This is a genomic window from Chitinophaga silvatica, from assembly GCF_003419895.1.
Classification (GTDB): domain Bacteria; phylum Bacteroidota; class Bacteroidia; order Chitinophagales; family Chitinophagaceae; genus Chitinophaga; species Chitinophaga silvatica.
Map to the genome: position 1 here is coordinate 1,001,235 of NZ_QPMM01000001.1, position 24,034 is coordinate 1,025,268.

General features: G+C 39.9%; 16 protein-coding genes. 9 read left to right on the top strand and 7 right to left on the bottom strand.

Annotated features, from left to right (window positions below):
- Positions 1-2 precede the first annotated feature (2 nt).
- The 4 genes from DVR12_RS03915 to DVR12_RS03930 form a co-directional block, all read right to left on the bottom strand.
- On the bottom strand, positions 3-680 hold the full coding sequence (locus DVR12_RS03915; RefSeq protein WP_116974135.1) for a hemerythrin domain-containing protein: 678 nt from the start codon (positions 678-680) through the stop codon (positions 3-5).
- Between the two features lie 124 nt (positions 681-804).
- Complete coding sequence (locus tag DVR12_RS03920) at positions 805-2,595, bottom strand: sensor histidine kinase (protein WP_116974136.1); 1,791 nt, start codon at positions 2,593-2,595, stop codon at positions 805-807.
- Positions 2,596-2,597: 2 nt separating this feature from the next.
- Positions 2,598-3,230: a response regulator transcription factor gene (locus DVR12_RS03925; RefSeq protein WP_116974137.1), complete on the bottom strand. Its 633-nt coding sequence runs from the start codon at positions 3,228-3,230 to the stop codon at positions 2,598-2,600.
- A gap of 4 nt (positions 3,231-3,234) precedes the next feature.
- A complete protein-coding gene (locus DVR12_RS03930; RefSeq protein WP_116974138.1) occupies positions 3,235-5,046 on the bottom strand; it encodes a sensor histidine kinase in 1,812 nt (603 codons plus the stop codon).
- A 160-nt stretch (positions 5,047-5,206) separates the two neighbouring features.
- On the opposite strand from DVR12_RS03930, the gene DVR12_RS03935 reads away from it, so the two are divergent.
- Together DVR12_RS03935 and DVR12_RS03940 are read left to right on the top strand one after the other, a co-directional pair.
- A complete protein-coding gene (locus DVR12_RS03935; RefSeq protein WP_116974139.1) occupies positions 5,207-6,244 on the top strand; it encodes a hypothetical protein in 1,038 nt (345 codons plus the stop codon).
- A 2-nt stretch (positions 6,245-6,246) separates the two neighbouring features.
- Positions 6,247-6,567, top strand: coding sequence for a hypothetical protein (locus tag DVR12_RS03940; protein ID WP_116974140.1), 321 nt, complete (start codon positions 6,247-6,249; stop codon positions 6,565-6,567).
- Between the two features lie 67 nt (positions 6,568-6,634).
- On the opposite strand, the gene DVR12_RS03945 is transcribed toward DVR12_RS03940, so the two are convergent.
- Together DVR12_RS03945 and DVR12_RS03950 are read right to left on the bottom strand one after the other, a co-directional pair.
- Complete coding sequence (locus tag DVR12_RS03945; protein WP_116974248.1) at positions 6,635-7,153, bottom strand: DsbA family protein; 519 nt, start codon at positions 7,151-7,153, stop codon at positions 6,635-6,637.
- Between the two features lie 10 nt (positions 7,154-7,163).
- Positions 7,164-7,634, bottom strand: a complete 471-nt coding sequence (locus DVR12_RS03950) for a redoxin domain-containing protein (protein WP_233522122.1) — start codon at positions 7,632-7,634, stop codon at positions 7,164-7,166.
- A 234-nt stretch (positions 7,635-7,868) separates the two neighbouring features.
- On the opposite strand from DVR12_RS03950, the gene DVR12_RS03955 reads away from it, so the two are divergent.
- From DVR12_RS03955 to DVR12_RS03975, 5 genes are all read left to right on the top strand, one after another.
- Complete coding sequence (locus DVR12_RS03955) at positions 7,869-8,180, top strand: DUF6660 family protein (protein WP_116974141.1); 312 nt, start codon at positions 7,869-7,871, stop codon at positions 8,178-8,180.
- A gap of 110 nt (positions 8,181-8,290) precedes the next feature.
- Complete coding sequence (locus DVR12_RS03960) at positions 8,291-12,586, top strand: CusA/CzcA family heavy metal efflux RND transporter (protein ID WP_116974142.1); 4,296 nt, start codon at positions 8,291-8,293, stop codon at positions 12,584-12,586.
- Between the two features lie 8 nt (positions 12,587-12,594).
- A complete protein-coding gene (locus DVR12_RS03965; RefSeq protein ID WP_116974143.1) occupies positions 12,595-13,797 on the top strand; it encodes an efflux RND transporter periplasmic adaptor subunit in 1,203 nt (400 codons plus the stop codon).
- 8 nt (positions 13,798-13,805) lie between these two features.
- On the top strand, positions 13,806-16,181 hold the full coding sequence (locus tag DVR12_RS03970; RefSeq protein ID WP_233522123.1) for a heavy metal translocating P-type ATPase: 2,376 nt from the start codon (positions 13,806-13,808) through the stop codon (positions 16,179-16,181).
- 141 nt (positions 16,182-16,322) lie between these two features.
- Entirely contained in the window at positions 16,323-18,746 is a 2,424-nt protein-coding gene (locus DVR12_RS03975) for an ABC transporter permease (protein WP_116974144.1), read from the top strand.
- 57 nt (positions 18,747-18,803) lie between these two features.
- Here DVR12_RS03975 and DVR12_RS03980 read toward each other — a convergent pair whose 3' ends face one another.
- Positions 18,804-19,268, bottom strand: coding sequence for a lipocalin family protein (locus tag DVR12_RS03980; protein WP_199417031.1), 465 nt, complete (start codon positions 19,266-19,268; stop codon positions 18,804-18,806).
- A gap of 110 nt (positions 19,269-19,378) precedes the next feature.
- Here DVR12_RS03980 and DVR12_RS03985 point away from each other — a divergent pair, with 110 nt between their 5' ends.
- Positions 19,379-21,538, top strand: coding sequence for an outer membrane protein assembly factor BamB family protein (locus DVR12_RS03985; RefSeq protein WP_116974145.1), 2,160 nt, complete (start codon positions 19,379-19,381; stop codon positions 21,536-21,538).
- A gap of 140 nt (positions 21,539-21,678) precedes the next feature.
- Positions 21,679-24,030, top strand: a complete 2,352-nt coding sequence (locus DVR12_RS03990; protein WP_116974146.1) for an ABC transporter permease — start codon at positions 21,679-21,681, stop codon at positions 24,028-24,030.
- The last annotated feature ends 4 nt before the right edge of the window (positions 24,031-24,034 follow it).

Consider the following 24,034-nt stretch of genomic DNA (forward strand, 5'->3'; position numbering starts at 1 on the left):
ATTTAATCTTTATTGTTTAGTTGTTTTTCGATTTTGTTGAACCTGGATGAGGTAAGCACTTCCTTCGATTTATTGTAAAAATGCTGGAAAACATTTGCCGGGGCTTCTTTTCTGATATTTCTGAGCCAGGAAAGTATTTCATAATTATTCAAATGCTCAAGCATCAGGCCCACAAACATTGCATCATGTTTAGGCGGATTATTTCTGACAGCTTCGGCGCTTAGCCTTTCCAATGCACCATCTGAGTATACTGACCATAAATATGGATTGATGATTTCTTCTTCCATATTCATATGATTCAGATTAAAAGCAACAAAACCGATGTATTGCTGCTGAAGTGAAATAGCTGCAATACTCAGTTGTAGTGCTGTTTGGGCATTTTCAATATTATCTAATGCAATACTCAAATCAAGGGTCAGTGCTTCATCTTCTATATGTTGCCTGGCGAAATATGCTCTTATAGATTCAGCATTTGGACATAATAGCGGAAAAATGAAATTGTCCTCCAGTTGTGCATGCTCGTGTAATACTTCAAGTACCAAACGTATTTTGGATATACAACTATCCGATTCTGCAGAAACTGAAAAGTCGGTTTGCTGAAGCTCTATAAGAACATTGCATAGCAAAGCTCTCAGGGCTTTATGAGCCTTGTTAAAGAGATTGAATCTTAAAAGTTCCATTTATTAAAAGTGAATATTTATTAAGGGTTGTTGGTTGGGATTAAGAAATAATTATTACAGTACAAAAGTAGTGGGGAGATAATAGTTCAGGAATAGGCAACAAACCTCAGTTTTGTAGGTATTATTACCTACCGGGATATAGAAGAATCGTAATAACTGTATGCTGTTTCTGATGGATAGTTAGGCTACCATTCATTAATTCAATTCTTTCTGTTATTTCTTCCGGGTAAATATTAAGCATTCCCGAATTGGTGATTAATTCAATGCTAATGGTATGAGTAGTATTCTTGAGAGTAATGCTTACATCTCCGGTTATAGTTGCTTTATTCAGTAATTCACAGATCAACTGTAGGAGCCGATAGATGTTCATTTCTTCTACAGGTTGAAGCATGCTATCGATATTGTCTAACCGTGTAAAGCAAACTGTATTGCAGGGGAAACTGGTTTCTACAAGGCTTTTCAAACTTTGAGTAATGCCAATTAGTTCGAGTTGATAGGGTCTGAGCTGATAGGTGAGATCTCTTACCTGCGTGATTATATTCGCGGTACTTTCGGTAAAGTGCTTCAGTGAGTTATCGTTATCTTTGTTTTGTAATTGCCAGCATTTGTTTTTAATCAGGACCAGTTTCTGACCTATACTATCATGCAATTCCATTGCTATCCTTTTCTTTTCTTTTTCTTGTTCATCTATCAAAGCCATTAAAAATTTCTTTTTCTCACTGATTAAATGCTGCTGAATAAATTCCTGCTCTCCACGGTAATAATTCAGTCTGAATGCCAGGGCGTATGACAATATTATAGCCTCTGAAACGGCCCCCCAGTACATTCCTGTTTGGGTGACAATATTTTCGGGGAGTAATTGCAAATCCATCAGATTTTGAACTGAGTTGCCAATAATAAAACTACCAATTCCCAAAATATAATAAATAGCAGGTTTATACCCATTTCGCAAACAAACAAAACCACAAATCATCAGGTAGCTGAAGAAAAAGTACATGAGGTACTGAATACAAAAAAAAGCATAATGCCCGCCGTTCAGCAACGTAATGGTGATCGGAAGACAACTTACTACAACCAATACTTTTATACCATTATAAAGAATGTAATTATTCTGCTTAAGCTTTAGAAATGAAGCAGTAAATATTAAACTAAGTAAAGCTGCAATTGGAATAATGATACCTGCATTACTTATAAATGCTAATGAGGGAAACAAATAAGTGAGGTAGCCATTGTAAAATATTAAATTAATGCCCCAGGCAAGGATATAGAAGAGATAGTATAAATAAGGGAATTCCTTTGTTTTATAGAATACAAACAGGTTATAAATACCAAACGCCAGAAGTACCCCCCAGGCAATACCATTTGCCCAGTCTATAATACTATTCTGCTCATATACTGTTTCAAGTGTAACTAATTGCAGTTTGCTTCTTAAGATATTATTGCTGGTTAATTTTAAGTAGTATTCCGATTGCCCTTCGCTCTTTAAATTGATTGGCAGTAGCAGCTTATCCGATTGGATGATTCTCCGCTGATCTGGTTGATCGCCCAGGAATTCGCTTAGAACAATTATTTCATTACCTCTTCTTTCATACCATCCTATTTCATGAAAAACAGGCGGCTGTTTTATTTGCAAATACCAGTTGGTAAATCGACTCCTGTTTGTAATATTAAGCTTAATCCATAATGCTGCGCTGGTTGAGCCCAAAGTGATGATTGAACTTGTTGATGGTTTGAAGTAGCCGGATTGGTTGGCAATAGCAAGAGTAGGTTGAGTTCCGGACGAGTCAACCAGCCATTCGAAATGTTCAATTTTCTGGCATACACTATCAACTATCACAATTTGAGAAAAGTCTCTGAATGGTAACAGGATAAGGAATAGCAGAATAGAAAGGTAAGTGATTAGTCGACACATCATACTTATAATTGTTCTATCGCAAAGCGTAACAATGCATTTTTACCAGTAAGGTTTAATTTTTTAGTCATATTCATACGATGATTGGAAACGGTTTTTTCACTGATAAATAATTCATCGGCAATTTCCTTTGTGCTTTTATAACTCCCAATCATTTTAAGGATTTTCTGTTCGGCTGGTGTGAGACTTTTCAGCTGCTCATCGATAGTTTGCATGCGATTTCTTTTTAAATGAAGAAGGAAACTGCTCATTTCCGGGCTGATGTAGGATTGCCCTTTCAGCACAGATTGAATTGAATTGATAATATCAGTAACGGCATTTTCTTTGAGTACATATCCCGAAACCCCCAGTTCCAGGGCATGCAGAAAAGCATCTTTTACCTTGTGCATTGTTAGCAGAATTACCTGAATGGAATTATTCTGCCTGAGGATTTCTGTTGCGGCTGTAAGTCCATTCATAACAGGCATATCTATATCTAATATAACTACATCAGGTTGTAGCTGTTCAGACATTCTAACAGCTTCTTCACCATTTTTTGCAGAAAATATTACCTCGTATTGTTTCTCATATTCAATTACCTCTTTCAGCCCGGTAAGAAAAATAGGGTGGTCATCTGCTATTATTATTTTTATAGACATATTTTTATGATAGTTTGATGTTTTGAACGGGAATTTTGATAATTGCAGTAGTACCCTGATTAACTATACTGAAGAATTGTATTGAGCCCCGTAGTAAGTTTACCCGTTCCTGCAGGTTTTTAAGTCCAAACCCACTTTCCGATTGATTCAATTTGAATCCTATTCCATTATCTTTATAAACTACCTCAATACTATGTTCAATTATTGAAATATGTACTTTGCAATAAACAGCTGATGAATGTTTAATCATATTATTGAGTAGTTCCTGCACTATACGATATACATTGATTTCCTGCTCGAAACTTAAGCAACCATCTATGTTTTCGATTTTAACATCCATTTTTCTGTCTGGAGTATTATCAGCCTCCCTGATCAAAAAGTAAATAGATTTGGTTAGCCCAAACATTTCTATCTGATACGGGCGAAGAGAAAGGGTTATATCATTAATATCAGTTATAGTATCGGAGAGATATGCAGAAAGTTGATTCAGTTCTGAGGTATGAGAATTGGGGTGCCGTTTTTGATATAATAATATTTCATTCTTCATATTTACAAGGCTGTCATTCACCGTTCTGTTTAATTTACCTGCTATATGTCCTCTTTCTGTATCACTGCTACTGATCAACCTTTGAGAAAAACGGGATGCCTGTGCTAAAACCTGCTTTTGTAATAACATGGTTTCCTGCTTGCTTGAATTAAGTTTATCTGCAAGGGCAAATGATAGGATCAATGATTGCAGGCAGGTGCCTATTTGTAATCCTATTGCGCTTTCATAACCGGTAAATAACCAACCATTATCGAATAAATTATATAAGGTACCGCTAAGAAGCAGTACTCCAAAAGCTGTAAGATAATATTTGCCAGGTTTGAACCCCTTTTTTACACTATAAATCCCACTGGTAAGCCAAAACAGGAATACCAGATACATAGAGGTTTGAAAGATAATATAAGCAAGAATGGGATTTCCTAGAATTGATATCAATATGATTCCAATATTCATAACAATTAATGAAAATCCAATTCGTGATAATTTTTTATTGGTACTATTTAATTTTAAGAAAGAAATGGTAAATAGGATGCTGAAAATGATTGAAATACTTAATAGTATTGCCATATGCTCATTGAGAAGATCCAGAAATGAGTTATGGTAATACCCCATCCAGGTTAAATAGAACAGGAGCGTGAAAAATGTATGTAGCGTGAAGTATAAATAGGCTTTATCCTGTATGGAAAAATATATAAACAGGTTGTAAAGCATTAATGCTATTAATAGGCCCTGCAATACGCCCCTTGTCAGATTATATCGGATATTGTGTTCATATAATTTTTGTAAGGTTCCAATACGTACAGGTACTTTTAAGGTATGTGTACTTCTGATCCGAATAAACACTGTAGCAGAATCGTTTTGGGAAAGTTCAAATTGTAGGGTTAGCCCATTAGATTTATTAGCACTAATAGGAAGGATATCGGTCGAATCTGCCGTTCTTTTGATACAAACTTCTAATTCCTGGTAGGCAGGAGGTTCAATCCACATTGCCCATTTGCGATTGGGAGATTTGTTGATCATTTTAAAGTAGATCCACACCGGTGCTTTATTAACCCCAACTGCCGCAATGGGATTCTCTGATTGTTTGAATTTTTCCAGTTCTTTAAAAGCCTGTTCAAATGATAGGTCTCCATTGTTGTCTTTAAGGATATAGGGATTAGAAACATAATACAGCATAGATGTATCCACTAGTCTAACCTGCTGCGCTTGTAGTGGATTCAATATTCCAAACAGTAAAGTAAGTGTGAGCCATATATAGGTTAGGTTCATTATATCGACTTTTTGTGCTGGAAACAGCAAATTTCAATCACAAATATATAGATATGCAGGAGAGGAACATATAGGTAGTATTGCCTATGAAAAATGAATACTATTGCTTATATCAGACCTCCTTTCAGCTTTCTACTTTTGTGTTAGAAAGTTAGTCAAAATGAAGCGAACATTTTTATGGGCAACAACCTCTCTGGTATTTATTTTCAATGATCCTTTGGCCGCCCAGCAAGGTGGATTATTGGGGAAGTCTAATATCTATGCATTAATTGAAGAAGTACCGGCAATCCCGGCTACTACTGCAATTGCTGTAAGCAAAACTTTTGGACCTAATATTTTGAGTGAAGGACATGGGAAACTGGAGGCTCTCTATCAACCTGTCAGGGATAAAGCAACACGGCAAAGAGACGAAATTGCAGCCTATTATGCAAGCCGCCAGAAGAAAGCGAATGGAACCAATGAAGAACTGGAAGCAAGGGCGAAGAAAGATATTAATCAGAATCAGCTACTTGCTGAAATGGGTGGAGTAGATGCTATTTCAAAAATGACCCCTGAACAGGCGGAGCAAGCCGCCAAAAAAGCTGCTGATAAGTTAATGGCTCAATATAGTAATTATCCGGCCACAGCACCGGCCAGACCTATAGCATCAGATTTGAAACAGCGGGATGCTGCCGGTGCAACCATGCAAATAATTGAAAAGCTGGGCGACATTCGAAAACGTATAGTTGCAATTCAGGAACGACTGGATAATAACATTAAATCGTTGCAGCAAAGCCCCGGTAATTTTAATCAGATTGCCAAAGAATACAAGGAGAAATGGGATAAAATTCCAGTGGTATTAATGGGAGAAGTTAGAGATAAAGACCCGGCGAAAACTAAGGCATTAATTGCTGAGTATGTAGAGAAATACAAATCCAGAAATAGTTATGAATTATCGAAAATCGGGGAGTGGTTTAACGATGCCAGGGCAAAGTATAAAGTGGAGCTTAATGAGTATTACCAATTGCTCGAAAAGTATGAAAAAGAACTCAGTTCGAAGTTAGGCGATCCTTACCACCGGTCAAATATGGAAAGCTCGCTGGCCAATTTCGAATCGGATCTGATAACAATTCCTGTATACCTGGCAGATGTAAGTCAGAAAACTACCCAAACAACTGCTATCATGGAACGGGAACAATATTTAAAAACTAATTCGTAGCCATGCCTGGGATTAAATACTTAGTCACTTGTTTATTATTACTAGGGTTAAATGTGGATGCAGCCACGGGAGCCTCTGATAGCTTGTATTGGGTCACGGAAATTGGAAAGGCTCCCAATCCCTATACTGTCATCAGGATTTATAGTTGTAAGGATGAAGTTTTGAAAGAAATATGGGTTAAAGACTACCAGATAGATATATCAAGAAAAAGAACAAGGAGAAAATTGCAGAAGTTATTGGAAAATCATCTGGTGGATGAGCAAGGGGTGGCAGACAGATTAAAAATTCATGTTTCCCGGATTCAGTTTACTGCCAACTTTTGAATGCGTTCAGGTTTGTTCCTCAAAGAATAGGGTGTCTCATTGAGACACCCTTGTTTATTCTATAACATTACATTGAAATAGCATATGATAGAGATTCGTAACTTCCGTCAAATTCATCGAACTGATGGCCATTAACGAAAAAAGTAGGTGTCTCACTAACTCCGCTGCGGAGTCCTCCATCGAAGTCTTTCTCTATTTTAGTCAGTAATTCCTGGCTTTTCCAGTCGGCGGCAAATTGTTGGATGTTCAGGCCTATTTCAGTTGCAAAGACCAGCAGGTTTTCAATGCTAAGTTCATCCTGATTCTCATAGATTATATCATGCATTTCCCAGAACTTCGATTGCCGGGCTGCAGCTTCGGCCGCCAATGCCGCAGGCAAAGCCATCGGATGTTTTTCCTGTTTTGGGAAATTACGAAATACAAAAAGTAATGAATGCTCATGCTTGGCAATCAACTCCTTAATTAAAGGGTAGGAATCGCCACAATCTGGGCATTGATAATCGCAATAGCCAACTAATACTCTCGGAGCATGCAAACTGCCTAAAGTATGATCCTGTGCATTTACCGGTACTTTCAATATTGCCATAAATGTATTTTTATTTTTTTGCCTTATCCATATCATCCAATGCGGCTAAAATGCCTTCAGCACCGGGATTAATGCCATCCGGCGATAAATAGCTCCACTGAATAATTCCATGTTCATCAATTAAAAATATAGCTCTTTTGCTCTCGCCATCAACATCATTATACACTCCGTATTGTCTGGATACTTCTCCCTTTGGTTCAAAATCAGATAATAGCGGAAAATGAAACTTGCGGCTTTGTGCAAAGGCAAGATGGCTCCACTTGCTATCAACGGAAATACCTAATAACACAGCATTTTTAGCTGTAAAAAGCTTTAAGGTTTCATTGAACAGGTTTAGCTCATCGCTGCATATGGGGCTCCAATCGGCAGGATAAAATGCCAGTATCACTCTCTGCCCTTTAAAGTCGCCAAGCTTAAGGCGTTGGTCCGGAGTCGAGTAAAGATTGAACTCCGGAGCAGGTGAATCTTTTTGTAATATCATACTCAAAATTTGGTGCTTGAATAATCTGCAGAACCATTACCTGAGCAACTGTTGTTCCATAATAATACTGCCAGCCTGAATATTTGTTTATCAAGCTACAAAAACTCACGTGTGTATTTATTCTTTATAAAAAATCGTATAGAAGCAGGTGCTAACCGATTTACTGATCTTTATTTGCAACAAATGATCATTAATTCATGCTTGCTTTTTTAATAAATGTTCTAAATTTGCCTTATGCGTTTTTTCATCTATATATTATCTTTTCTGATTTTGTCGCTCAGCTGTATCCCCTGTGCCGACAGTCTGATGGATTTGCCTAAAGGTGAAAATATAGCAGCACAACAGGCAGGAACCACCAATTCTCATCATAAAGATGAGTGTTCTCCATTATGTATCTGCGCTTGTTGCGGAAATGTATCGTTTGTTTCTCTTTATTCTTCTGTTAATACACCGGCTGTACGTTTAATAGCACTACACTATAGCTATAACACAGCAGCCGTTCAGGAAATTCCTCTTCCTATCTGGCAGCCTCCGCAGTTGAGCTAAGCTCGTTCGTTTCCTTTTCATTGATCCTGCCATCGTAGGAGTATTACGCGTATGCCTATACGTTGTTAAGGGAACAGTATTTCTATTCAGCCAGCTCAAAAAAATACGGCATGTTAACTACGATCATTCGATATTCAATTCAACATAAGTTGATTATCGGGTTGCTGACTCTTGCCCTCGTGGTATGGGGAGTTTGGAGCGCCCGGCAATTACCAATAGACGCAGTACCAGATATTACAAATAACCAGGTACAGATTATTACAAATACACCAACCCTTGCCAGCCAGGAAGTAGAACAATTGGTTACCTATCCTATAGAACAAAGCCTTGCTAACTTACCCGACCTGATAGAACTTAGATCTATCTCACGTTTTGGACTTTCTGTAATTACTATAGTTTTTAAGGAAGAAGTTAATATCTATTTCGCGCGACAACTAATAGCAGAAAAACTTCGGGAAGCTGAAGAAAAAATTCCACCCAAAGTAGGAAAACCGGAAATGGCGCCGGTAAGTACCGGTTTAGGAGAAGTTTATCAGTATGTTATTCACCCCAAAAAAGGGAGCGAGAATAAATATTCTGCTATGGAACTGCGTAGTATGCAGGACTGGATAGTAGCCCGGCAACTCTATGGTACTCCTGGTATTGCAGAAGTGAATAGTTTCGGGGGACTGGTAAAACAATATGAAGTGGCTGTAAACCCTGACAGGTTGAAAGCGCTGAATGTTACCATGGCCGAGATATTCCAGGCTTTGGAGAAGAATAATGAGAATACCGGAGGTGCTTATATCGATAAAAAACCAAATGCATATTTCATCAGGGGAATAGGACTTGTGAGTTCTCTGGAGGATATCGGGAACATTGTTATAAAAACAGTAGGAGGCATTCCTGTCCTAATTAAAGATGTTGCCAATGTTCAGTTTGGGCATGCCGTGAGATATGGAGCATTGACCTATAACGGTGAAAAAGAAGCTGTTGGTGGTATTGTAATGATGCTCAAAGGGGCCAACAGCGCAGATGTGGTTTCAAGAGTAAAAGCAAAAATGGAGACCATCAGGAGCAGCTTACCTGCTGATATTGAAGTGGAGTCATATCTCGATCGCACCGGATTGGTAAATCGTGCTATCGATACTGTAAAGCGTAACCTGATAGAAGGAGCGTTGATAGTAATATTCGTACTCGTCATTTTCCTGGGTAATATGCGTGCCGGGTTCATAGTAGCTTCTGCGATTCCATTATCCATGCTTTTTGCACTTGGGCTCATGAATTTATTTGGGGTAAGCGCCAATCTAATGAGCCTCGGGGCAATAGATTTCGGGCTAATAGTAGATGGTGCAGTAATTATAGTGGAAGCAACTATGCATCATCTGGGCTTAAGATCCGGCAGGCATCGGCTTTCCCAACAGGAAATGGATACTGAGGTATTTGAAGCTGCCGCCAAAATTCGTAATAGCGCCGCCTTTGGCGAAATCATAATCCTTATAGTTTATATCCCTATTCTGACACTGGTGGGAATTGAAGGGAAAATGTTCCGCCCTATGGCTCAAACAGTTGGTTTTGCCATTCTGGGTGCATTAATTCTGTCGCTGACCTATATCCCTATGATGTCGGCACTTTTCTTACCTAAAGAGTTCTCAGATAAGCAAACCTTCGCTGATAAAATGATGCTGGCCTTGCAACGTAGATATGAACCTGTATTACGTCGTGCCATCCAGCTCAAATACTATATTGTTTCAGGAGCAGGTGCCCTGTTGATCATTGCTGTTGTAATTTTTACACGGATGGGAGGAGAGTTTATCCCTCAGCTACAGGAGGGCGACTATGCTTTTCACTGCATTCTGCCCCAGGGAACCTCATTATCTCAGAGTATAGAAACTTCCATGCAGGCAAGCCGGATTCTTAAACAGTTTCCCGAAGTAAAAATGGTAGTTGGTAAAACTGGTTCTGCCGAGGTTCCAACAGATCCAATGCCGCCGGAAGCCACAGATCTCATTATTACATTGAAGCCACAAAAGGAGTGGCCTCAGAAAATTAGTTATGCTGCCCTGGCATCCCGGATGTTGAAGGAGCTGGAAGTAATTCCAGGTGTATTCTTCGAGGCTTCCCAGCCTATACAGATGCGATTCAATGAACTAATGACCGGGGTCAGACAGGATGTGGCTATTAAGATTTTTGGTGAAAATATTGATACCCTTGCTGCTTTAGCTCCTAAGGTGGCCTCAGTTGTTCAGCGTGTAAAAGGAGCTACCGCTCCGCAAGTCGAGAGGACGGTGGGGCTCCCCCAAATTACTATTCAATACGATAGGGCCAGGATGGCCGGTTATGGCCTGAATATTCAGGATATTAATAATACAGTAAGTATGGCTTTCGCCGGGAAGGCTGCCAGTGTGGTTTTTGAGAATGAAAGGAAATATGATCTGGTAGTGCGTTTAGACTCTTCCCGCCGCAACTCTATTGAAGATGTAAATAATCTCTACATTTCCCTGTCGGATGGAAATCAGATTCCTTTGTCGCAAATCGCGCAGATCTCCTTCCGGGAAGGACCGGCACAAATCAGCCGGGAACAAGGAAAACGCAGAATTGTTGTAGGGTTTAATGTGAAGGGCCGGGATGTTGCCTCTGTAGTAAAGGATATTCAACAAAAACTAAACACAGCAAATATTCTACCCGCAGGTTATTACTATACTTATGGCGGTACATTTGAAAATTTACAGGAAGCATCCGACAGGTTGCGTATAGCCGTTCCAGTTTGCCTGTTCCTGATTTTTATGCTACTCTATTTCACTTTCCGTTCTCTGAATGAAGCCACTTTAATCTTTACCGCAATTCCAATGAGCGCCATAGGTGGAGTCTTCGCCTTGTTGTTGAGGGGAATGCCATTTAGTATTTCTGCCGGTGTTGGATTTATTGCATTGTTTGGAGTAGCTGTATTAAATGGAATAGTGCTGATCAGCACTTTTAATCAATTAGAAAAAGAAGGAATGACCAATATTATTGATAGGGTAATTGCAGGAACTAAAATTCGCTTACGGCCGGTGTTGATGACCGCAACGGTAGCATCTTTGGGCTTTCTGCCCATGGCACTGTCTACAGGTGCCGGGGCGGAAGTGCAAAAGCCACTGGCAACAGTAGTGATAGGAGGATTGCTAACGGCTACACTGCTAACTTTAATCGTACTTCCTTTGCTTTATATCATTTTCGGACAAAAAAGAATCCCTGGTCTCAAACCTCTTTCCGTGATTGCATTATTACTGGTAAGCGGTACAACCCAGGCACAGAAAAGGATTACTGAACAGGAAGCAATTTCAATGGCTAAAGGAAATCTGCAATTGACCGTCAACCAGCAATTAGTTGAAAAAGGAAAAGCTCAGGTGAAAACTGCCAGCTTAATTCCTAAGACCGGCGTATTTGCGGAGAATGAAGATTACAGACCATCAGATAAAACCGGGATATTAAAAATCGGACTTTCACAAAGCGTTATGTGGCCTGGGTTATACAAATCACAGCGCCAGTTGTACAATGAAACATTAAAGGGATACCAGGCAAACGAAGGTGCTATAATGGCTACACTTACGGCCGATATCAGAAGAACCTACTTTCAGCTATGGTTCCTGGAGGAGAAACAACGATTATATCAGCGGCTCGACAGTATTTACCTGACCCTGGATAAAGCCACCAAATTAAAAGTAAAGACAGGTGATAGCCCCGGGTTGGATAGTATAGCCGCCAACGTTAAGAGTAAAGAGATCAATGCGTTTATTAAACAAATCCGCAATGATGTACTTATTCAACAGCAACAATTGAAACAATTGCTTAATACCGGAGATCTACTGCTACCGCTGGCTGCTCCATTGGAGAAGGTTTCATTGGTAGTAGGACAACCAGATAGCCTGCATCCGCAATTAATCGTTCAGCAACAAAACGTTGCCATTGCCAATGCCGGTGTAAAAGTGATTAAGAATGAGAACAGGCCGGAATTTGCAGGAAGGTTCTTTAATCAGCGGCTATACGGACAACCAGATCCCTATGCCGGATTTTCAGTAACTGCTTCCATCCCTCTTATTGGCATGGGTGCCTATAAAAACAAAGTGAAGACCGCAAAAGCAGAAGCTGATTATCAACAATCACAATTTAATTATGAATTGCAATTGTTCGAAACACAGAAACAACAGGCCCTGGAAGAGGTAAAGAAAAATTTATCTCTCTTACAGTTCTATGAAGAACCAGGATTAAAGCAGGCCGAGGAAATATTAAAAGCTGCAACAATGGCCTATAGAGCAGGACAGATCAGCTTTGCAGAATTATCACAGTTCCTGGGGCAGGCCATAGATATTGAACGGAACTACCTGGATAGTCTCAACGCCTATAATCATGCGGTTATCAACTATAGTTATTTCATCTACCAATAATTTACCATATGCGATATATAATATTTATCATTTGCGGAATGCTGACGTTCGGGATGTATGCATGTAACAGTAAGCAAAATCCGGCAACCGAAGAGCAGGATCATGACCATGGAGCAGAAGGAGAAGAGGAGCATGCTGAAATCCCTTCTCTGACAGCAGCACAGATTAAAAGTATTGGTATTGAATTTGGGAGTATTCAACATAAACAATTAACAGCTTCCTTACGTGCTAACGGTGTGCTTAAAGTTCCCAATCAGAATAAAGCTACCGTAAATACGCTGTATAATGGTGTTGTGAAATCATTGCTTGTGCAAACCGGAAATACGGTGAAGAAAGGTCAGGTTATTGCAACCATTTCAAACCCTCAGTTTATTGTTACCCAGGAAGAATATCTGGCTTTAAAACCAAAAATTACGCTGGCAGAACAGGAGGTAAACAGGCAAAAGGAACTTAACCAGGGTAATGCGGGCGCACTTAAAAATTTACAGGCTGCATCAGCCGATTTAAGTGCCCTGCAGGCACGGGCTTCTGCACTAAAGGAGCAGTTACAGTTAATGGGTATTAGCACCAGTAATTTAACTAATGGGAAATTGATATCCGTAATTGCTATTCATAGTCCTATTACTGGTGTAGTAAGTAAAGTAACCGCCAACGTTGGAAGCTACCTGGATGTAAATACTCCTGTAGCAGAAATTGTTGATAACAGCCAGCTTCACCTCGATCTGTTTATTTATGAAAAGGACCTGGCTAAGCTGAAAACCGGCCAGCTTATTCATTTCACGCTTACCAATGCACCAGGAAAGGAATATGATGCTACGATATTTTCACTGGGTTCTACTTTTGAAGGAGAGAGTAAAGCAATTAGTGTACATGCAAAGGTAAATGGCGATAAAACCGGATTGATAGATGGTATGGGTATTACAGCACTTATTAGTTTAGATAAAGCTGTGGTACCTGCAGTGCCTTCTGAAGCAGTAGTTAATTATCAGAACCAGGATTATATTTTTATTGTTACTAAAGCGCCTGCTGACGCTAAAAGCGAGGATAACACTAAATATTTTGAAAGAATTCCAGTTGCAAAAGGTACTACCGATGTAGGGTATACTGAAATAACTCCTTTGAAGGAGATTTCTGATTCAGCATTGGTGGTTGTAAAAGGAGCATTCTTTATCTTAGCAAAACAGACTAATTCCGGTGATCACGAACATTAATCATGTCTATGGAAAAGATCAAAATTAATCTCCATTTATTACTCCCGGAAGTTCCGGATGAAAGAGATGCCTGTGTGGAGCGGATCATATTTATTATGAGCCATCATAAGGGAGTAAGTAAAGCACATTTAGTTCCGGCTAGTGAGGGAAATGAAGCTCAATTATGTTTCCACTTCAATCCGGACGAAGTTACTTTACAACAGATTCAATCCTATGCTCACGATGCCGGTGCGGCAATTACCAGCAAATACGGTCATCTGAATGTTGAAGTTTCCTATACCAGGGAAATGCTGGAAGATCAAATTATCGAAAAACAACTGAAGAAAGTACCCGGAGTAGTAGATGCATCCGTTTCCGGAACCGGTAACATTAGAATTGAGTATGATCGAAAAGTGACTACGAAAGATCGTTTGCTGGAGGCTATCAGGAAAAATGGAATGACCATAATCGGCGAAACAGAGGTTGTTGAAGAACATGAACATAAACACGAAGAGGAGCATGACCATGTGCATGGAGGTGGAGAAGGCGGTATATTAAGGATTTACGGGCCAGCCATTCTTAGCTTTGTGCTTTTAATGCTGGGGATTTTTGCTGATAACTACTGGAAGCCTACATTTTTTACTGGAATAGTAAGGTTCATATGGTATGCTCTGGCTTATCTGCCTGTTGGGTGGCCTGTTGCTACAAGGGGTATTAAATTGATGTTTAAAGGGGATATTTTTACTGAATTTGTGTTGATGACTATTGCCACCCTGGGAGCATTTTATATCGGAGAATATCCCGAGGGCGTGGCGGTAATGTTGTTCTACACAGTTGGTGAGCTATTTCAGGATAGTGCGGTTAACCGGGCTAAAAGAAGCATTAAGGCATTGCTGGATATTCGCCCCGATACTGCAACACTTGTTGTAAATGGAAATTACCAGGTAGTAGAACCTACCACCGTAAAAATTGGGGATATTATTCAGGTAAAAGCAGGTGAGAAGGTACCGTTGGATGGTGTGCTGATAACTGAAGGCAGTACATTTAATACTGCGGCACTAACCGGTGAAAGTAAGCCATCCTCTTTAAGGAAAGGTGATACGGTGCTGGCGGGAATGATCAACCAGCAACAGGTTATTAATTTACAGGTTACAAGGGCTTTTAATGACAGTTCATTAGCCCGTATACTTACTATGGTGCAGGAAGCCACCACCAGAAAGGCGAAAACCGAACAGTTTATCAGGAAATTTGCACGTATATATACTCCGATAGTGGTATTGTTGGCTGTACTGATTACTTTCCTGCCTTACTTCTTCGTTACTGAGTATCGCTTTAATGACTGGCTTTACAGGGCGCTGATCTTTTTAGTTATTTCCTGTCCGTGCGCTTTGGTGATTTCAATTCCTCTTGGCTATTTTGGAGGTATTGGCGCCGCTTCCAGGAAAGGAATATTATTTAAGGGTTCCAATTATTTAGACCTGATTACAAAGGTCAATAACGTGGTAATGGATAAAACCGGTACCTTAACTAAAGGAGTATTCAAAGTTCAATCTGTAAAAATTGCCACTAATGCTGAGTCCTGGCTTCCTTATGCCGCCGCACTGGAACAGCATTCAACGCATCCCGTTGCTAAGGCAGTAGTAGAATATGCCGGAGAAACTGCGAAAGAACTAAAAGCTGAAGAAGTGGAGGAAGTCAGTGGACATGGATTAAGAGGCAAAATCAATGGTAAAATAGTGCTGGCAGGTAATGCAAAACTCTTAACTAAATATGGGATTCAGTTTCCTTTAGAAATAGAATCCGTAACAGATAGTATTGTAGTTGTGGCAATAGATTCAATTTACCAGGGATATCTGACTATTGCTGATGAAATAAAAGAGGATAGCGCTGCTGCAATATCGGAACTGCATCAACTCGGAATCAAAACTACTATGCTGAGTGGCGATAAACAATCGGTGGTTGATAAAGTAGCTAACATCCTGGGAATAGATAAGGCATTCGGGAATTTATTACCTGAAGATAAAGTAGCTAAAGTAGAGCAGCTTAAACAGTCGCCGGATGCAGTAGTTGCCTTTGTGGGTGATGGGATCAATGATGCGCCGGTACTGGCTTTAAGTGATGTTGGTATTGCCATGGGTGGACTGGGAAGTGATGCTGCCATTGAAACGGCCGATGTAGTGATACAAACAGATCAGCCTTCCAGAATTGTAACTGCAATTAAGATAGGGAAAGCTACTAACAGGGTAGTTTGGCAAAATATAGGCTTCGCATTTGGTGTGAAAGCTATTGTATTGATTCTCGGAGCTGGTGGATTGGCTACCATGTGGGAAGCTGTTTTTGCTGATGTGGGTGTTGCTTTACTTGCCATCCTGAACGCTGTCAGAATACAAAAGATGAAATTCTAGTGTTCATCTTCGAACACTGAAATGATATAAATATGGACATAGTTTAAATTTAATTAATGCAAATTTGATTGTTTATTAATTGATTTGAACTATGTCATCTTTTTTGTAAGCACTATTCTTACAAAAAAGAAATGATACCATATGCAAATACTTTCTTCCTTTAAATTATCCATTAGAACGCTGATGAGAAATCGCGCTTTCTCATTGATCAACATTATTGGATTATCTATAGGTGTTTGTGCCAGCCTGATTATCTTTTTGATTATTCACTATGAGTATAGTTTTGATGTCTATCAGTCGAAACGTGACCGGATTTACAGAGTAGTAACAACTGGATATAGTAATAGCGGAGAAGTATTGTATAACCATAGTATGGTAAATGTGCCGCTTGCCAGAACATTGCGGGCCGAATTTCCTGCATTGGAAAAAGTGGCTGCATTTCAGTCAACCGGTGGTTCACAGATCTACATACCTCGTGCAGGTAAAGAAGAAAAAAGAGTATTGGAAACCAAAGGTATTGGTTTTATTGAACCATCACTTTTTGAAATTTTTGATTTTAAATGGATCAAAGGCAATGCTCAGGGGCTTTCTGACCCAAACACGGTTGTTTTGGCGGAAAGTGTTGCTAAGAATTATTTTGATGATCCCACTTCCGCAATCGGGCAAATCATCCAGCTATGGTCATATCGTATACCCCTCACCGTTGTTGGGGTATATAAAGATTTACCGGAGAATACTGATGTACCTCTTCGTATAGGTATTTCATATACTACAGGGATGAGCGACCTGAATACCAATAACGATTGGCGTTCTCTTAGAGGAGGTTCACAATGTTTTGTGCTGGCCTCGGAAAAGGCGAATATGAAAGAATTACAGGCCCGGCTTCCCGATTTTGTGAAGCGCAACTTTCTGCAGAGAACTGCCGTTGACCCTTTAATGAAGCTTACTTTCCAGCCTCTTAAACAATTACACTCAGATGATAGGTTTGGAACCATAAGGGGTGATGCCCTATCTGAGACTACTATATTCTCACTGGCCATCATCGCCCTTTTTCTCATAATTGTTGCCTGCATTAATTTTATTAATCTGGCAACCGCTCAATCACTTACCCGTGCCAGGCAGGTAGGAATCCAAAAAGTATTGGGCCGTAGCAACAGCCAGTTGATTAAAACCTTTTTAGGAGAAACCGCCCTGCTTACTTTTGCTGCTTTACTTTTAGGTTGTTTAATGACCTGGATTGCTATCCCTTATATTAATCAGCTTACCCAACGGTCATTAACTTTAAATTTGATAGAATCTCCTTCTATTCTCCTATTCCTGATAGTGTTAGGAATTCTGATTACTTTATTGGCAGGTAGCTATCCGGCTATCGTGCTTGTCAGATTTAATCCTGTTGCTGCTATAAAAGATAAGATCACCTCCAGGTCAGTAGGAGGAATTTCCATAAGACGAGCATTGGTTGTCTTACAGTTTGTTGTTGCACAGTTACTGATAATTGGGATGCTGGTAGTAATGAAGCAAATGGACTACTTCAGGAACAGACCTCTTGGATTTCAGAAAGAAGCGATTGTAACTGTAGATCTGCCTAGTGACAGTACCCTGAAGTTGAGATATCAAAACCTGCGACAGGCATTTCTGCAGGTAAAGGGAGTGGAAGATGCATCTATTTGCTCCTCAGAACCGGCTAGTAATGGAGGTCGAATTGTCGATTTTTACTATCAAAGCAATACTGAACGTGTACCATTTAATGTAAAGCTTCTTTCGGGTGATACCAGTTATTTCAATACTTTTAAATTGAAACTGGCTGCCGGCCGAATGCCTTATCAATCTGATACTACCAGGGAAATTGTCGTTAATGAAACGCTTGTCAGAAAATTAGGCATGAAGTCTCCCGATGAAATAATAGGTAAAATGGTTGGTGTTAATAAAGAGAATCGATTCCCTGTTGTTGGTGTATTAAAAGACTTTAACAACAAAACCCTGCATGAAGAGATCAAACCCCTGGTTTTTACTTCCGACTTAAGAGGTGCAGATATTCTGACAGTTCGCCTTAATCCAAATAACCTGGCCACTACTTTAGGAAGCCTCAGGGAAACGTTTGCAGCTATTTACCCTACTTATATTTATGAGATCGATTTCTTTGATCATACGCTGAATAGCTATTATCAGAAGGAAGAAATGACTGGTAGTATGTTTAAAATATTTGCCTTTTTAGCTATACTGATTTCATGCCTGGGTTTATATGGCCTGATTTCTTTTATGACCCTGCAAAGGCTAAAGGAGGTGGGTATACGAAAAGTATTGGGAGCTTCCATTCAAAGTATTGTACTACTATTTTCTAAAGAATTCGCGTTTCTGATTCTCATTGCCTTTTTTATTGCGGCTCCCGTAGGCTATTACTTTATGGAGAAATGGTTGAATAACTTCTATTTTCACACCGGCATTGGCTGGCAGATCTTTTTATTTACTATAATCGTTTCCGTAATAATTACGGCAGCAACAGTAGGAATAAAGTCGATCAGGGCTGCAATGGCAGATCCGGTGAAGAGTTTAAAGAACAGGTAAAATTATTGGAGGATGTATTGATAAATTTTAAGTTTCAATACATCCTCCAAATTTTTATTAATTACCTACTCTTACATAAGTTTCTACAATTTCATGATCTACTCCCAGATTCTCTATCCTCTCTATACCCCGTTGTTCAATCGTATCTTTTTTTATTGTCATGGTAAAAGTAAAGTCCTGGTTCTCCCAATCCCTGAAGCTACAAAATACAAGATGCTCTTTGTAAACATTGCCTTGCAGAGTATAGGTACCGCTACCAGCTGAAAATACAGGTTTCTCGCCTTTGCCTTTATTCAGATCGTGAGTAAAGAAAGAAAATTGGGAATTGGTAAATACTTTGATCATCTCCTGTCCGGCAGGAGGAGTTGTATTAGTCGTATCTCCTTTGCTGATCAATTTACTTGAAATTAATTTCCAGGTTCCTAAAAGAGGAGAAGGCTTGGGCGGATTTGAATTTGCAAACAAAGTGATAGCCAAAAATGAGGTGGCACAGATAACTGACGGGATGAATAATCTTTTCATGAGGGTTTAATAAAGTTTGAATAGTAAGATATTATTTTTTTATCAGGGAATGGCTGGATAAAATTTTTGATTTAAGTGTTATATTCACAATTGTTCTGAAGCTTTTACCCATGCCAATTAGAATTCCACAGTTTTCGTACGCACTTTTCCTTAGTGTTGCTTTTTTAGGTTGCCAATCATCAAACCAGGCAAAACATGAATGGGCCGTTTATGGAGGCAATCATGCCGGTACCAGGTACTCAGATCTAAGACAGATTGATACCAGTAATGTAACTCAACTACAGCCTGTCTGGACCTACCATACCAATGATGCAGATACTGCTCATCATTCACAGATTCAATGTAATCCGCTGGTCATCGACGGTATTTTATATGGTGCAACTCCCCAACTAAAGATTTTTGCATTGGATGCATCAACAGGCAAACAGCTGTGGGTTTTTGATCCATTGGAGAAGAAAAATAGTAACGCCGGTTTTTTCATAATGAATAATATCCGGGGTCTTGCTTATTGGAGCAACAAAAATGATAAACGAATCCTATTCACTGCCGGTTCTTACCTGCATTGCCTGGATGCCATAACCGGCAAACTTATTCCGGATTTTGGTAATAATGGAAAAGTAGACCTGCATGAAGGCTTTTCAAGAGATGTTAGCAAATTATATATTACCAGTACTTCACCCGGAGTTGTACATAAAAACCTGCTCATCATAGGTAGCAGGGTAGATGAAGGCCCCGAAGCAGCACCCGGCGATATCAGGGCATTCGATATTCTTACAGGTAAGAACGTATGGACTTTCCATACCATCCCTCATCCAGGAGAAGAAGGATATGATACCTGGGAAGATTCAGTAGCATATAAACATATCGGGGGCGCTAATTCCTGGAGTGGATTAACGCTGGATAAGGAAAGAGAAGTTGTATTTGCTGCAACAGGTTCGGCTTCCTATGATTTTTATGGAGGAATGAGAAAAGGTGCAAACCTCTTTGCAGATTGTGTTCTGGCTTTGGATGCCAATACAGGCAAACGAAAATGGCACTTTCAACAAATCCATCACGACCTTTGGGATAAAGATTTGCCAGCTCCGCCAACACTTATAACAGTAACGCATAACGGAAAAAAGATCCCCGCTGTGGCCCAGGCTACAAAAACTGGTTACGTTTGGCTGCTCGACAGGGAAACCGGTAACCCTTTGTTTGAAGTGAAGGAAGATTCGGTACCTGCTATCAGTTCACTGGCTGGAGAAAAGGTTTTTCCTACACAACCACGGCCAGTGAAGCCTAAGCCATTTGTAAGACAGCTATTTGAAGATAGTGATGTCAATCGCTTTTTGCCAAAAGCAGAACAGGATTCAGTACTGGCCCAACTAAAAACGCTGGGACATAATCATATGTTTCTGCCTCCGGACGAAAAGGGAACTATTATAATGCCTGGTTTTGATGGTGGTGCAGAATGGGGTGGACAAGCCTACGATGAAACAACAGGACTTTTTTATGTAAATGCCAATGAAGTGCCCTGGCTGCTGAAGATGTTGCCTAAAAAGCAGACAAAAAGTAGTGTTGAAACCAATTTACAGGCTGCAAAAAGATTATATACAACTCATTGTGTGGCCTGCCACGGTGCCCAACTGGCTGGCGGAGGAAATTACCCTTCTATTGCCAATGTAGAAACCAAATATACCAATCAGTCTTTCAATGAATTGCTGATGGGAGGCCGACGTATGATGCCTTCTTTTGCACAGTTGAAGAAAGAAGAAAGGGAAGCACTGGCGTCATTCATTTTGAAACAGGAAAAGAATCAGCAGCAACCCTATAAAGGACCTGCTCCCGAAACAGATCCTTATTTGCAGTTGCCTTATGTTGGTAATGGTTATGTGAAATTTGTTTCTCCGGGTGGAGCGCCTGCAATCAACCCACCATGGGGCACTTTGAGTGCAATAAACCTGAACACGGGAGATATTGCATGGCAAATTCCGCTGGGAGAAGACCCTGAACTTAAAAAGCAGGGCATCATAAGCGGAACCGAGAACTATGGTGGCCCGGTGGTTACTGCCGGTGGATTAGTATTTATTGCCGCAACAGCTGATAGTAAATTCAGGGCATTTAATAAGCTGACAGGTAAACTCTTATGGGAAACCGACTTACCGGCTTGCGGATTTGCCACACCGGCCATTTACGAGATGAATAAGAAACAATACATTGTCATTGCATGTGGAGGCGGAAAGTTAAATAAAGGTAGCGGGGATGCTTATGTTGCCTTTGCATTACCTTAAATCGGATGTTCGCTAATGAACACCGGATGTTCGTGATAGAACAATAAATTGTAGTTTTACCAGGAAGAGGCAATGTGGATAAGGATCTGGCTTTTGGCATATCGATTGAATTCTGCTGTCAACTACTTTGTTATTCTATTATGCTTAGGAATTATCTGCTTATTGCAATTCGGACATTGAAAAATAATCGGTTTTATACTCTGATTAATGTATTGGGTCTTGCCTTTGGGTTGACCATTTGTATGCTGATTTTATGCTGGGTATTTGATGAATATAATGTAAATAAATTCAGCAAAAATGGAGACAGAATTTACCGTCTGCATGCCAACGAACATTGGGGTGGTCTGCAAACTATGACAATAACGCCTATAGTAATGGGAGATAAGTTACAGGGCCATTATCCGGAGATAGAGTCAATAGTTAAGGTATTTGCCAACGAAGACCAATTACTACTTAAAACGCAGAAGCATACCGAAAAGATAGGAAATACAGTTTATGCTACATCAAATTTTCTGAAATATTTTGATTACCCATTACTGGCTGGTAACAGGCAACAAGCCCTGACCCGACCAGATGCGATTGTTATTACAAAAGAGTTGGCCCGGAGCTTCTTTGGAACAACGAATGTTGTTGGCAATGCTATTCAGTTAGAAAATGGAAAGACAGTGCAGGTGACCGGAGTATTGGACGATTTGCCCTCAAATGCAGATTTGAAATTCCAGTGCATCCTGTCATTGGACTATAAGGTTCAGGAGTCACCATGGTTAATGAGGCCGGGAAGTTTTAGCGTTAGTAATTATCTGGTGTTGCACCCGGGTACGGATGTCGCTAAACTCACTGAAAAAATGCAGGAAATTGCTTTCCAGTCTGGTGGTAAGAAGGAATACCTTTGGTTACAGCCATTTGAAGATATCTATTTATATAACAGGTATGACAATGGCAAAATTGCCGGCGGAAGAATAGAATACGTACGATTATTTCTTTTTACAGCATTTATTGTGCTGGCAATTGCCTGTATCAACTTTATGAACCTGGCCACAGCCCAGGCTTCTAAGAGAGGGAGGGAAGTAGGTGTACGGAAATCGTTGGGTGCAGCAAGAAAGACCCTGATTTTCCAGTTTGCAGGTGAAGCAATGGTAATGACTTTAATGGCAGCAATAGTAGCCATGATTGCTGTTCTCTGTATAATGCCCTTCTTCAATAATTTAACCGGAAAGGAAATATCACTGCATGGAATTGTAATGGCAAAATATCTGGCCATATTACTTGGTATTACCCTTATTACAGGCTTACTTGCAGGAAGCTATCCGGCATTTGTACTTTCAGGTTTTTCCCCGCTTAAAGTTTTAAAAGGAGATTTGAGAATGGGAGGTGGAACAATGCTTAGGAAAAACCTTGTAATCCTGCAATTTGTACTCTCATTTGGTTTTATTGTGGGTAGCCTGGGTATTTATTACCAAACCAGCTATATCTATAATCGCAACCTGGGAGTAGACAAAGCCAATATGATGTATGTGCAGTTGGATAATGGGGCAATGGAACATGCGGAGGCGATTGATAATGCAGTAAAGCAGTTGCCACAGGTTAAAGCTGTTACCTACACCAGCTGGATTCCCATTGCACTCGAATCTATGAGTGCCGATCTCGAATGGGAGGGCAAACCAGATAAATTGATTTTATCTACTACCCCTTTATTAGTAGGGTATGATTTTCTCTCAACTATGGGAATTCAGTTAAAAGAGGGAAGGGATTTTTCGAGAGATTTTCCATCAGATAGCAATGCCTATATCATAAATGAATCTGCAGCCAGAGTCATGGGAATGAATGAACCGCTGGGGAAAAGTATTAACTTCTGGCATGGTAAAGGCCAGATAATAGGAGTGGTAAAGAATTATCATTTCAATTCCATGCATAAGGAAATAGGACCTATGGTTTTGATGCTTCAACAGAGGCAAAACCAATATATGATGCTTAAATTAAACCCCGGTGCCGCTTCATCTGCGATAGCGGGTATCAGTGAGGTATTTAAGAAGCAGAATCCTGATTATCCTTTGGTATATCATTTCCTGGATGAGGAGTTCGATCGCTTATATAAGTCCGAATCGATGTTGAAACAGTTGGCAACTATCTTTGCTGTTCTGGCAGTATTCATTTCCTGTTTGGGATTGTTGGGTCTCTCTGTATTTACAGCCGAACAACGCAGAAAGGAAATCAGCATCCGGAAAGTATTAGGAGCCTCCGTAATGAATGTAACTACCACTCTGTCTAAAGAATATTTAAAACCTGTAATTATTGCAATAATTATAGCTACTCCTATTAGCTGGTACTTACTGAAAGAGTGGTTAAATGGTTATGCTTACCATTTTGATCTTACCATCTGGATGTTTGTAGGAGCTGCCCTGCTAGCGGTATTTATCGCACTTGTAACGGTTAGCGTGCAATCGGTAAAGGCTGCATTAACTAATCCGGTAAAACATCTCAAATCAGAATAATCCT

Coding starts and splice junctions, on each gene's coding strand:
- DVR12_RS03925 (WP_116974137.1), bottom strand. CDS start 3,230: ATGTCTATAAAAATAATAATAGCAGATGACCACCCTATTTTTCTTACC.
- DVR12_RS03975 (WP_116974144.1), top strand. CDS start 16,323: ATGCAAATACTTTCTTCCTTTAAATTATCCATTAGAACGCTGATGAGA.
- DVR12_RS03965 (WP_116974143.1), top strand. CDS start 12,595: ATGCGATATATAATATTTATCATTTGCGGAATGCTGACGTTCGGGATG.
- DVR12_RS03990 (WP_116974146.1), top strand. CDS start 21,679: ATGCTTAGGAATTATCTGCTTATTGCAATTCGGACATTGAAAAATAAT.
- DVR12_RS03950 (WP_233522122.1), bottom strand. CDS start 7,634: ATGATATTACAAAAAGATTCACCTGCTCCGGAGTTCAATCTTTACTCG.
- DVR12_RS03985 (WP_116974145.1), top strand. CDS start 19,379: ATGCCAATTAGAATTCCACAGTTTTCGTACGCACTTTTCCTTAGTGTT.
- DVR12_RS03915 (WP_116974135.1), bottom strand. CDS start 680: ATGGAACTTTTAAGATTCAATCTCTTTAACAAGGCTCATAAAGCCCTG.
- DVR12_RS03955 (WP_116974141.1), top strand. CDS start 7,869: ATGCGTTTTTTCATCTATATATTATCTTTTCTGATTTTGTCGCTCAGC.
- DVR12_RS03920 (WP_116974136.1), bottom strand. CDS start 2,595: ATGATGTGTCGACTAATCACTTACCTTTCTATTCTGCTATTCCTTATC.
- DVR12_RS03970 (WP_233522123.1), top strand. CDS start 13,806: ATGGAAAAGATCAAAATTAATCTCCATTTATTACTCCCGGAAGTTCCG.
- DVR12_RS03935 (WP_116974139.1), top strand. CDS start 5,207: ATGAAGCGAACATTTTTATGGGCAACAACCTCTCTGGTATTTATTTTC.
- DVR12_RS03980 (WP_199417031.1), bottom strand. CDS start 19,268: ATGAAAAGATTATTCATCCCGTCAGTTATCTGTGCCACCTCATTTTTG.
- DVR12_RS03930 (WP_116974138.1), bottom strand. CDS start 5,046: ATGAACCTAACCTATATATGGCTCACACTTACTTTACTGTTTGGAATA.
- DVR12_RS03960 (WP_116974142.1), top strand. CDS start 8,291: ATGTTAACTACGATCATTCGATATTCAATTCAACATAAGTTGATTATC.
- DVR12_RS03945 (WP_116974248.1), bottom strand. CDS start 7,153: ATGGCAATATTGAAAGTACCGGTAAATGCACAGGATCATACTTTAGGC.
- DVR12_RS03940 (WP_116974140.1), top strand. CDS start 6,247: ATGCCTGGGATTAAATACTTAGTCACTTGTTTATTATTACTAGGGTTA.